Source organism: Leifsonia sp. 10L418, assembly GCF_056395445.1.
The window spans coordinates 301,182-312,892 of record NZ_JBFTJN010000003.1 but is presented as its reverse complement, the minus strand read 5'-3'; the positions used below and the strand labels follow the sequence as shown (position 1 = coordinate 312,892).

Annotated in this window: 9 protein-coding genes; 6 read left to right on the top strand and 3 right to left on the bottom strand. The window is 65.8% G+C overall.

What is annotated here, in order from left to right; genetic code table 11:
* The first annotated feature begins 3 nt into the window (after positions 1-3).
* On the top strand, positions 4-927 hold the full coding sequence (locus AC1DCF_RS09390; protein WP_441788979.1) for an RluA family pseudouridine synthase: 924 nt from the start codon (positions 4-6) through the stop codon (positions 925-927).
* Positions 928-966: 39 nt separating this feature from the next.
* Positions 967-4,491, top strand: coding sequence for a DNA polymerase III subunit alpha (gene dnaE / locus AC1DCF_RS09385; protein ID WP_477210774.1), 3,525 nt, complete (start codon positions 967-969; stop codon positions 4,489-4,491).
* Positions 4,492-4,740: 249 nt separating this feature from the next.
* Here dnaE and AC1DCF_RS09380 read toward each other — a convergent pair whose 3' ends face one another.
* Together AC1DCF_RS09380 and AC1DCF_RS09375 are read right to left on the bottom strand one after the other, a co-directional pair.
* Positions 4,741-6,417, bottom strand: a complete 1,677-nt coding sequence (locus tag AC1DCF_RS09380; protein WP_477210773.1) for an HNH endonuclease signature motif containing protein — start codon at positions 6,415-6,417, stop codon at positions 4,741-4,743.
* 123 nt (positions 6,418-6,540) lie between these two features.
* Positions 6,541-7,035: a hypothetical protein gene (locus tag AC1DCF_RS09375; protein WP_477210772.1), complete on the bottom strand. Its 495-nt coding sequence runs from the start codon at positions 7,033-7,035 to the stop codon at positions 6,541-6,543.
* A 117-nt stretch (positions 7,036-7,152) separates the two neighbouring features.
* Here AC1DCF_RS09375 and AC1DCF_RS09370 point away from each other — a divergent pair, with 117 nt between their 5' ends.
* Positions 7,153-7,935 (top strand): lysophospholipid acyltransferase family protein, encoded by a 783-nt coding sequence (locus AC1DCF_RS09370; RefSeq protein WP_477210771.1) that lies wholly within the window; start codon positions 7,153-7,155, stop codon positions 7,933-7,935.
* A gap of 122 nt (positions 7,936-8,057) precedes the next feature.
* On the opposite strand, the gene AC1DCF_RS09365 is transcribed toward AC1DCF_RS09370, so the two are convergent.
* Entirely contained in the window at positions 8,058-8,621 is a 564-nt protein-coding gene (locus AC1DCF_RS09365) for a flavin reductase family protein (RefSeq protein WP_477210770.1), read from the bottom strand.
* Between the two features lie 71 nt (positions 8,622-8,692).
* Here AC1DCF_RS09365 and hisD point away from each other — a divergent pair, with 71 nt between their 5' ends.
* The 3 genes from hisD to AC1DCF_RS09350 all read left to right on the top strand — a co-directional run bounded on the left by hisD (position 8,693) and on the right by AC1DCF_RS09350 (position 11,676).
* Complete coding sequence (hisD, locus tag AC1DCF_RS09360) at positions 8,693-10,003, top strand: histidinol dehydrogenase (protein ID WP_477210769.1); 1,311 nt, start codon at positions 8,693-8,695, stop codon at positions 10,001-10,003.
* Positions 10,004-10,106: 103 nt separating this feature from the next.
* Positions 10,107-10,592 (top strand): transcriptional regulator NrdR, encoded by a 486-nt coding sequence (nrdR, locus tag AC1DCF_RS09355; protein WP_477210768.1) that lies wholly within the window; start codon positions 10,107-10,109, stop codon positions 10,590-10,592.
* 55 nt (positions 10,593-10,647) lie between these two features.
* Entirely contained in the window at positions 10,648-11,676 is a 1,029-nt protein-coding gene (locus tag AC1DCF_RS09350; protein WP_477210767.1) for a quinone-dependent dihydroorotate dehydrogenase, read from the top strand.
* Positions 11,677-11,711 lie beyond the last annotated feature (35 nt).

Genomic DNA, 11,711 nt, shown 5'->3' with positions numbered 1-11,711 from the left:
GGCATGGAATCTCGTTCCCTCTTCCTTCCTGACAGTTTCGAAGGCGTGCGGGTTGACGCCGGCATGGCGAAACTCCTCGGGTTCTCCCGAAACTTCGCGGCAGATGTCGCCGAAGCCGGCGGCGTGCTGCTCGACGGCACCGTCGTCGGCAAGTCTGACCGTCTGCGTGCCGGTGGCTGGCTCGAAGTGAATTGGAAGCCGAAGGAAGAGATCTCCATCGTTCCGATGGCGGTTCCCGATCTCACGATCGTTTACGACGACGACAGCATGGTCGTGGTGAACAAGCCGGCCGGAGTCGCGGCTCACCCGAGCGTCGGCTGGACCGGACCCACGGTGGTCGGCGCCCTCGCCGCCGCTGGATACCGTATTTCCACCTCGGGTGCCGCCGAGCGAGCCGGTGTCGTGCACCGACTCGACGCCGGAACCAGCGGACTGATGGTCGTGGCGAAATCGGAGGCGGCCTACACGGCGCTGAAGCGTGCGTTCCACGACCGTGAGGTGGAGAAGATCTACCACACGGTCGTGCAAGGCCACCCCGATCCTCTCTCCGGCACCATCGACGCGCCGGTCGGCCGTCATCCGCGGTCCGACTGGAAGTTCGCGGTCATCGCCGACGGCAAGCACGCCATCACCCACTACGAGACGCTCGAGGCATTTCCGTTCGCTTCACTTCTCGAAGTGCACCTGGAGACCGGGCGCACCCACCAGATCCGTGTGCACATGGCCGCTCAGCGGCATCCGTGTGTCGGTGACGCCATGTATGGCGCCGACCCGTCGATCTCGGCCAGACTCGGCCTGACCCGCCAGTGGCTGCACGCCAAGCAGTTGGCGTTCAACCACCCGGAGACGGGGGAGTGGGTCACCTTCACCTCCGATTACCCTTCGGATTTGGCCCACGCCCTCCGCGTCTTGCGCGATGAAGGTTAAGCTAGTTCATCACCCATCCTCAGCATTTCGGAGCAGTCCTTGTCATCTCAGAGTGATTCGTTCGTTCACCTCCACGTGCACAGCGAGTACTCGATGCTTGACGGTGCCGCCCGGGTAAAGCCCCTGATCAGCGCGGCCGTCGAGCAGGGGATGCCCGCTGTCGCGGTGACTGACCATGGCAACATGTTCGGAGCGTTCGACTTCTGGCGTACCGCCACCGAGGCGGGCATCAAGCCGATCATCGGCACCGAGGCGTACATCACGCCCGGTACGCACCGCAGCGACAAGACCCGCGTGAAGTGGGGCTCGAACGCTCAGGGCCGCGACGACGTCGGTGGCGCCGGCTCGTACACGCACATGACCCTGCTCTCGGAGACCACAGAGGGCATGCACAACCTGTTTCGGTTGTCATCGCGGGCGTCGCTCGAGGGCTACTACTTCAAGCCGCGCATGGACCGTGAGCTTCTCAGCCAGTACTCGAAGGGTCTGATCGGCACAACCGGATGCGCCGGTGGCGAGGTGCAGACCCGCCTGCGTCTCGGGCAGTACGACGAGGCGAAGAAGGCCGCCGGCGAGCTGCGCGACATCTTCGGTGCAGAGAACTACTTCTGCGAGGTCATGGATCACGGCATCGATGTCGAACGCCGCACGATGAGCGATCTGCTGCGTCTGGCCAAAGAGCTTAACTTGCCGCTCGTTGCCACCAACGACCTGCACTACACGCACGCCCACGACGCCACCGCCCACGCCGCTCTGCTCTGCGTGCAGTCGGCGTCGACGCTCGACGACCCGAACCGGTTCAAGTTCGACTCCGACGAGTTCTACCTGAAGACCGCCGCGCAGATGCGGCACATCTTCCGCGACAACCCGGACGCCTGCGACAACACCCTGCTCATCGCGGAGCGGTGTGAGGTTGAGTTCAACACCAAAGCCAACTACATGCCGCGCTTCCCGACGCCTGACGGGGAGAACGAGGAGAGCTGGTTCATCAAAGAGGTCGAGGTCGGCCTCCTGAAGCGCTACCCGAACGGCATTCCCGACGACGTGCGAAAGCAAGCCGACTATGAGGTCGGGGTCATCACCCAGATGGGCTTCCCCGGCTACTTCCTGGTGGTTGCCGACTTCATCGCCTGGTCGAATCAGCAGGGCATCCGGGTCGGCCCCGGCCGTGGTTCTGGCGCCGGCTCCATGGCGGCATACGCCATGGGTATCACCGGCCTCGACCCGCTGGTTCACGGACTGATCTTCGAGCGGTTCCTGAACCCCGACCGCGTCTCCATGCCCGACTTCGATATCGACTTCGACGAGCGTCGTCGCGGCGAGGTCATCCGCTACGTCACCGAGAAGTACGGCGATGAGCGCGTGGCCCAGATCGTCACCTACGGCACGATCAAGGCCAAGCAGGCGCTCAAGGACTCCTCGCGGGTGCTCGGCTTCCCGTTCGGAATGGGCGACAAGCTCACCAAGGCGATGCCGCCCGCCATCATGGGTAAAGACGTGCCGCTGACCGGCATGTTCGACAAAGACCACCCGCGCTACAAGGAAGCGGTCGACTTCCGCGGGGTGATCGAATCGGACCCCGAAGCTCGAACCGTCTTCGACACGGCCCTCGGACTCGAAAACCTCAAGCGCCAATGGGGCGTGCACGCCGCCGGCGTGATCATGTCGAGCGATCCGTTGATCGACATCATCCCGATCATGAAGCGTGAGGCCGACGGCCAGATCGTCACCCAGTTCGACTACCCGGCCTGTGAGTCGCTCGGGCTGATCAAGATGGACTTCCTGGGGCTCCGCAACCTCACCATCCTTGATGACGCCCTCGACAACATCGAAGAGAACCGCGGGCACCGCCCGATTCTCGAAGACCTCCTGCTCGACGACCCGCTGGCCTACGAGCTGCTCGCCCGCGGCGACACGCTCGGCGTCTTCCAGCTCGACGGCGGGCCGATGCGCGCACTGCTGCGCTCGATGAAGCCTGACAACTTCGAAGACATCTCGGCCGTCATCGCGCTCTATCGTCCGGGCCCCATGGGCGCGAACTCGCACACCAACTATGCGCTGCGAAAGACCGGGCTGCAGGAGATCATTCCGATCCATCCCGAGCTTGAAGAGCCGCTGAAAGACATCATCGGCGGCACCTACGGCCTGATCGTCTATCAGGAGCAGGTCATGTCGATCGCGCAGAAGCTCGCCGGCTTCTCGCTCGGTCAAGCCGACCTGTTGCGCCGCGCGATGGGCAAGAAGAAGAAGTCAGAGCTGGACAAGCAGTTCGAGGGCTTCTCCGCCGGCATGGTCTCCAACGGCTACGGTCCCGAGGCGATCAAGACCATTTGGGACATCCTGCTGCCCTTCTCCGACTACGCCTTCAACAAGGCGCACTCGGCGGCCTACGGCGTGCTCTCCTACTGGACCGCGTACCTCAAGGCGCACTATCCGGCCGAGTTCATGGCCGCGCTGCTGACCAGTGTCGGCGACTCCCGCGACAAGCTTGCGCTCTACCTCAATGAGTGTCGTCGCATGGGCATCCAGGTGATGGCGCCCGATGTCAACGAGTCAATCGGCTACTTCGCCGCCGTCGGCACCGACATCCGTTTCGGCCTCGGCGCCGTGCGCAACGTCGGATTCAACGTGGTGGATGCGATCCGCGAGGCGCGCAAGGAAAAGGGCAGGTTCGAGTCGTTCCACGACTTCCTGGCCAAGGTTCCGATTCAGGTCGCTAACAAACGAACCATCGAATCGCTCGTGAAGGCCGGTGCGTTCGACTCACTCGGGGCGACGCGGCGTGCGATGGTCGAGATTCACGAGTCGGCCGTCGAGTCGGCGGTCAAGATCAAACGTGACGAAGCGCATGGCAACGTGGGTTTCGACTTCGACAGCCTGTTCGACGACGAGACGCAGGCCACCGAGAAGGTGCCCGACCGTCCGGAGTGGAGCAAGAAAGAAAAGCTCGCGTTCGAACGTGACATGCTCGGGCTCTATGTCTCCGACCATCCGCTGGCCGGACTAGAGATTCCGCTCGCCAAGCACGCCAGCACGACGATCGCGGATTTGATGGCTTCTGAGGCGACGCAGGACGGCGACACGGTCACCGTTGCCGGACTGATCACCGGGGTGCAGCACCGGGTGGCCAAGAAGTCGGGCAACCAGTACGGCATGATCGATGTCGAAGACTTCAGCGGTGAGATCACCGCGATGTTCATGGGCAAGGCGTATCAAGAGTTCGCTCCTGACCTGATCAGCGACACCATTGTCGTCGTGCGTGGCCGGGTGAGCATGCGCGATGACGGAATGAACCTGCACGCTTACAGCGTTTTTGCGCCGGAACTCGGTCAGGTCGACGAGGCCGGGCAGCTCTCGATCACCCTGTTTGAAAACCGGGCGACCGAGGTGACGGTGCGGGCATTGGCTGAGGTGTTGCAGAGGCACACCGGCTCGGCTGAGTTGCGGTTGAAGCTGGTGAAGGGTGATGTGGCTCGTGTGTTCGAGTTGCCGTATCGGGTGAAGGTGAGTCCTGACCTGTTCGGTGAGCTGAAGAGTTTGCTCGGTCCGTACTGCCTGACGTGATCTGATCTGGGAACGTTCAGACGCAAACACCGGTTCAAGGATCGGCTCGCGGGATCTCGAGATGCGGCAGACTCCGTTGGCTGCTCTTCGATCAACGGGAGTGACGTCCGCTTCGCGCGGCCTCGTTCCGTTGCTCGAGCTTGTCGAGACCGAGTGCGCCGATCTGTGGCGGTGGGTGCGTTGCGCGAGTCGGCCGGCGGAGGTCACTTCGACAAGCTCAGTACATCGCTCGGCAGGCTCAACCACCGGTCAGCCGGCCCGTCGGGCGGGTGGCGGCGCCGCCTGCTGCGCGGAGTACGCCGCCGGGTGCTGAGCGGGCCGCTGCGTGGGTTGTTCCGGGGGTTGCCGTCGGGGCCGCGTCGCGGGGCGATTCGGCGGGAAGAGTTCCAACATCAGCGGGCTCTTGCTCGGCATCGGGATCGGGGTCTGGTCGGCGTCGAGGGCGACCGGTGGGATGAGCCAGTAGTCGGCTCCGGTGCGCCGGATGTGCCAGCCGTTGTTGTGCAGCAGCAGGTGGTGGGCTTTGCAGAGGAGGATGCCGTCGGCGAGATCGGTTTTGCCGTGTTCGGCTTTCCAGTGGTCGATGTGGTGTGCTTCGTTCCAGGAGGCGGGTTTGTCGCAGCCGGGCCAGCGGCAGCCGCCGTCCCGGGCGGCGAGCCCGGTGCGTTGCCGTGCGGTGAAGAGGCGTTGGTCGCGGCCGACGTTGATGCATTGACCGTCGTCGTCGAACTCGATGCCGGTGAGTCCGGAGCAGAGCAGGCGGTTCACGGTTTCCATCGAGACCGGATCGGGGTGCCCCTCGATCTGCCCGTGCCCGGGAGGGAACGGGATGTCTCCGGGAGGGTCGGTGCAGGTCGCGGTCGGCCCGGCTGGGGATCCGACGGACGTCTGACCGGCGGGCGTCTGACCGACCCGGTTCCGGAAGGCGGGGCCCGGGATCGTGTGAGTGAGGTCGTGTTCGGTGACGAGCACCCGCACGGTCGGCCGGCGGCCGAAGAACACTGTGTTCGGGTCGGCCTCGGCCGCGATCTGCAACAGCGCCAGGATCGTGTCCGCCGCGATCTGCTCGACGCTGCGCTCGTCGTCGCGGAGCGCGTCGGCGCGGGCCTGGGTGCGCGGGTCGACGAAGCGGGGTCCGCCGCGGCGCGGGGACGTGGCGCCGTCGACGATCAACTCGACGAGGCGGCCGTCCTCCGGCGGCAGCAGCGCGGACACCCGGTACATGCCGTCGGGTTGCCGCCAGATCCGGAAACTGCGCGCATCCCGCTGGGTCTTCTCCCGCCGGGCAATTCCCTCCGCATCCAACTGGTCGCGCAAACGCCGGGCCCGGCGGAGCAACTGGTCGGCGTTGAGTGTCCCGGCCTCGCCGAGCAGGAACTCCGCGGCGGCGGCGAGCTTCGCAGCGGGCACGCCCGGGTCGATCTCGCCGAGCCCTTTGCGGATCGCCTCCGCCGCATCCACCGACAGGGTCCCGGCGCGCACCGCCCCCGCGACGACGGCCAGCCAGGGGGCGGCCAGACCGGCCAGTGCGGCCCGCTGCTCGTCGGTCAGGGAGTCCGGGTCGGCCTGCCGCAACTCCTGCTGCAGCTCCTCGGCGGCCTCGGTCTGGGTGAGCAGGGTGCCGACCGCGACCAGTTTCACCGCCTCGGCGCGGGTGCCGCCGGTCGCCGACTGAATCAACTCCACCGGCGAGAGGAACCCGTTCCGTTGCGCCAACCCCGAAAAGCCGAGCTCCCGGGAGGAGCGGCGAGCGATCTCCCCGGCCGCCCACGCCGCATGCGTCTCAAACGACCGCCGGATCAGGCCGAGCTGCGTCTGCGACTCCAGCAAGTCCACATCAGAAAGTGCCGCATACCCGGCCGCACCGTCACCGATTTCAGCGGACGCGAGGGCCGCCTGCCGGAGCTGATCGGTGAGATTTTGCATACTCCCAGACTAGAAAAAGGGGAAGAGCCGAAACCCGGATACCGCAGATCCGTGAGTAACTTCTCGAACAGCCCACCTGTGGAGGAACGTTCCGGTTGCATCCCGATGTTTGACCCGCGGCGGTCAGCGCCGAATCTCGACCATCAGCACCCAGGCATCGAGCATCGATCCGATGATCGTGAGCAGCATGCCGGCCGCGATCCAGCCGAGGCCGACGGGAGCCCCGGCGATCAGCAGCGCGGCGCCAATCAGCAACGGCAGCAGTTGCGCGAGCGTCAGCGGGATGCGTGCGATCCGATTTGCCCGCGAGCTCGCGCCGACCCTGACCACATGCCGCAACGACATCAGATGCAGGGCGGAAGCGACGAGTGTGCCCAGCAGGATCTCGACGCCGAGTGCCGTCGAGGTCTGTCCGGGGATCAGTCCGACGGCGGCAATCACGACGATGAGAACGAGTGACCCTACGGCAGCTCCGGCGCGCGCCGGCAACGTTGGACCGGCGATGATTTCTTTGATGTTGACCGAAATCGCCACCATGACCAGACCGGCTAGTGCCGCAGCGGCTCCGGCCAGCGCCACGTAGAACTCGTGCCACCCGGCGGTGAGCGCATCCGACATGCGGCCAGGCTACTGCTGTCGCGTGCTGTTGCGAAGGGTGTGAGCGGGCAGCATGACCCGAGAACGGGGTGCGGAGGCTCGCCGCCGAACTTCAGCGACCGGGGCTACCCTTGCAGCATGACGAAGCGACGGAGCGAGCCGGTCTACACCCTTGCGATCGGGGTCGGTCGCGCGTTGTTCGGGCTCCTGCGGGTGAAACCCCTGCCCCGCGGTCTTCAGAACCTCCCGGACACCGGCGGGGCAGTTCTTGCGATCACTCATTTCGGCTACCTCGACTTCGCGCTCACCGAATGGATGATGTGGCATCGCAACCGTCGGCGCATCCGTTTCATGGCCAAGGAAGGAGCGTTCAAGCAGCCCATCGTCGGGAAGCTGTTGCGCGGCATGGGACACATCTCGGTCAACATGGAGCATGGTGCCGAGGCCTATGCACAGGCCGTTGCGGCCCTGCGTGCCGGCGAACTGCTCGGCGTGTTTCCCGAGGGGGGAGTGAACGCCTCATTCACGGTACGCGAACTGAAGAGCGGCGCGATCCGGATGGCGGCCGAGTCCGGCGTGCCGGTCATTCCGATCGCCGTCTGGGGCGGTCACCGCCTCATGACGAAGAATCACAAGCCGGCCTTGAGAGAGCGTTTCACCGTTCCCGTCGCTTTTTCGGTGGGAAAGCCGATCAGCGTCGCGCCAGACGCCGACGCTCACCAGCTCACCGCAGAACTGCATGCGACGCTGCAAGATTTGGTCGACGGGCTCCAGCGGGACTACCCCGAAGACGGGACCGGCGCCTGGTGGCAACCGGCACACCTCGGCGGAACCGCGCCGACACCTGAGCAAGCCGCCGTGGCCGAGGCCGAACGCCGCCGCCGTCGCGCCGAGGCGAAGTCGGCCAACGCTCGGAAGTGACGCGCGCGTCAACCGTGCACTCGCGCCGAGCTTGCCCGTTCCGGTCGAGTTTGAGCGGTAGACCAGGGCAACTCGACCGCACGTGTCAAGCTCGGCGAAGGAGACGCGGGGGAACCCGCTGGCTAGACGGCAGCGCCCGGCGTGCGGAAAGTGCGCTCGTGGTAGAGCAGCGCTTCGTCGTCGACGCCCATTCCGCCGCTCTCGATCTGCACCACCACGACCGCGTTGTTGTGCACCGGCACACGCTCGATGATCCGGCCGACCATCCATGACGTGACGCCGTTCAGCAGCGGCAATCCGAACGGTCCCGGATGCCAGTGGTCGCCGATGAAGCGAGCGGCATGTGGTCCGGCCAGCAGCTCTGCCACCGCCCGATTGCGGGCGCCGAGCATGTGGATGATCACCCGGTCGCTCTCAACAATTGCCGGCCAGGTGCTCGCTGAGCGCGCCATGTTGAACGTGGCGAGCGGCGGAACCGCGGAGAGCGAGGCCAACGAGGTGGCGGTGAAGCCGACGGGCGAGCCATCCGGGGCCAGGGCCGTGACCGCTGCGACGCCGGCCGCATGACGACGGAACGCATGCTTGAAGGCGGCGAGGTCGACGGGCTCTGAAGCGTCGAGCGGGGGAGGAGTGGCGTCCGGTCGCGGATCGGCATCCTGTGGCCGGGGTGTGAGGGAACTATTCATTCAGATGCAGCACTCTCTTTCAGATCGAGCCTAATCCCCAGTGCGGAAAGTTCGCGGATAGGCTAGCTGGGATGATCCAGACCATTGACCTCCGCGGAACCCGGCTCAGCCCGGCCGAACTGCTCGCCGCTGTGCCGCGTGCACTGACCGATGTCGCCGTCGCCAGCGACGTCGCGGCCGAACTGATCGCAGATGTGCGAACGCGCGGCGTTGCCGCGCTGCTCGACCAGGCCGAGCGCCTCGACCGAGTGCGCCCCGAGCATGTGCGAGTTCCCGCTGAGCAGATTGCAGAGGCAGTGGCCGCCCTCGATCCGGCGGTGCGCATCGCCATCGAAGAGACGATCAGGCGTGTGCGCCTGGCCAGTGCTGCCCAGGTGCCGCCGCGCGTCACGACCACGATCGCCGACGGCGCCGAAATCACCCAACGCTGGCAGCCGATCCACCGAGTGGGCCTCTACGTTCCCGGCGGCAAGGCCGTCTACCCGTCGAGCGTCGTGATGAATGTCGTTCCGGCCCAGGTCGCCGGGGTCTCCCAGATCGCCCTCGCCTCACCGCCGCAGAGCCACTTCGGCGGCCGCGTGCACCCGACCATCCTTGCCGTCGCCGGGCTCCTCGGCGTCGACGAGATTTACGCCATGGGCGGGGCCGGCGCGGTCGGCGCATTCGCCTACGGCGTGCCAGACCTCGGACTCGACCCCGTGCAGCTCGTCACCGGCCCCGGCAACGTCTACGTCGCTGCGGCGAAGCGCCTCGTGCGTGGGCAGACCGGGATCGACGCCGAAGCCGGGCCGACCGACATCCTCGTGATCGCCGATGACAACGCCGACGCCGCGTTTGTCGCAGCCGACCTGGTCAGCCAGGCCGAGCACGACGAACTCGCCGCCGCGGTGCTGGTGACAAACTCCCCGGCGCTGGCCGCCGCCGTCGAAGCCCGCCTCGACGAGCTTGCCGTGTCGACGACACACAGCGAGCGAGTGACCGCTTCGCTCTCGGGCACGCAGTCGGCGATCGTGCTTGTCGACGATTTGGCCACGGCCGCGGCGTTCAGCAATGCGTTCGGGCCGGAGCACCTCGAAATTCAGACGAGCGAACCGGATGCTGTACTTGAGAACATCGAGAACGCCGGCGCCATTTTCATCGGCCCGCACTCCCCGGTGAGCCTTGGTGATTACGCGGCCGGCTCGAACCACGTGCTGCCGACCGGTGGCCAGTCGCGGTTCTCGTCGGGACTCGGCGCCTACACGTTCTTGCGTCCGCAGCAGGTTGTGCGCTACAGCGAAGATGCCTTGCGCGCCGTCGCGGCCCACATCGGTGCGCTGTCGGATGCCGAGGCGCTTCCCGCCCACGGTGATGCCGTGCGCGTGAGGTTCGCGGGGGAGTAGCTCACGACGGACGCCAGTGTGTGACCCCGAGTGAGCGTGAGAACGCCTGCTCGGGGTGGCGGCATCCGCTTCGTGCGATTCGTCACGGTAAGCTGAATACACAATGTTTTGCCCGTTCTGTCGCCACCCAGACTCCCGAGTCATCGACTCGCGCACGAGCGACGACGGACTGTCAATTCGACGCCGTCGCCAGTGCCCCGAATGCGGTCGCCGTTTCAGCACCACCGAGACAGCGAGCTTGAACATCATCAAGCGCAGCGGTGTCGTCGAACCGTTCAGCCGGGAGAAGATCGTCGCCGGCGTGCGCAAGGCCTGCCAGGGTCGCCCGGTCACGGATTCCGACCTGGCATTGCTGGCTCAGAAGGTCGAAGAGACGATTCGTCAGACCGGAGCCTCGCAGATCGACGCCAATGACATCGGTTTGGCGATTCTGCTGCCGTTGCGGGAGCTCGACGAGGTGGCGTACCTGCGGTTTGCCAGCGTCTACCAGGCGTTCGACTCGCTCGATGACTTCGAAAGTGCGATCACTCAGCTGCGCGCAGAACATCAAGACGGCACACGCGTTCAGCCCCCGACGTCGTCTGTATAAACACCTCGCATCAACCTCGTCCGCAGCAACCTCGACCGAGCGGTAAAACTCCAGAATGTATCGACTTTTCTTCGCCCAGGTGCTGAGCCGTATCGACCCGGAGCGCGCCCACCACCTCGCATTCGTCGTGATTCAGGCATTGCCGACACTCGGCTTCGGCCGCCTCGTGAATCGGTTCACGCGTCCGCGCACCGATCAGAGTGTGACGACCCTCGGACTGCGCTTTGAGTCGCCGTTCGGCCTGGCCGCCGGCTTCGACAAAGACGGCAAAGCCGTCATCGGCCTCGGCCAGCTCGGGTTCGGGCACGTCGAGGTGGGCACGCTCACCGCCGTCGCGCAGCCCGGCAATCCCGCACCGCGGCTGTTTCGCCTGATCAAAGACCGTGCCGTGATCAACCGGATGGGCTTCAACAACGGTGGCGCAGCATCCGCAGTGTCTCGTCTGTTCAAGGTTCGCTCCGTGGCCGGTCGCCCGGTGCTCGGCATCAACATCGGCAAGAGCCGCGTGGTCGAGGTGGAGAACGCCACCGCCGACTATCTGGAGAGCGCCACGGCGCTCGCCCCGCTCGCCGACTACCTCGTCGTCAACGTGAGCTCACCGAACACGCCGGGTCTGCGCGGGCTGCAGGAACTCGACCAGCTGGCCCCCCTGCTCACCGCAGTGAAGACGGCTGCCGGCACGACGCCCCTGCTGGTCAAGATCGCTCCCGACCTCAGCGACGAGGAGGTCACCCGCATCGCCGAACTGACCGTCTCTCTGAAACTCGACGGAATCATCGCGACGAACACGACTCTGTCGCGCGCCAATCTGAAATCGGATGGCGCGGTGGTCGAGGCGGCCGGCGCCGGCGGACTGTCCGGAGCCCCGTTGCACGCCCGGTCCCTCGCGGTGCTCAAGCTGATCCGTGCGTCGGTTCCCGCCGAGCTCTGCGTGATCTCGGTTGGTGGCGTTGAAACGGCGGAGCAGGTTGTCGAGCGTCTCGATGCCGGCGCCACGCTCGTACAGGGTTACACGGCGTTCCTCTATCAGGGTCCGCTCTGGGCGCGCCAGATCAACCGGGGGCTTGACCGCTTGCGCGGGTAACCGGTTGCTCGACACACGCTGACTCACTCCCGCAT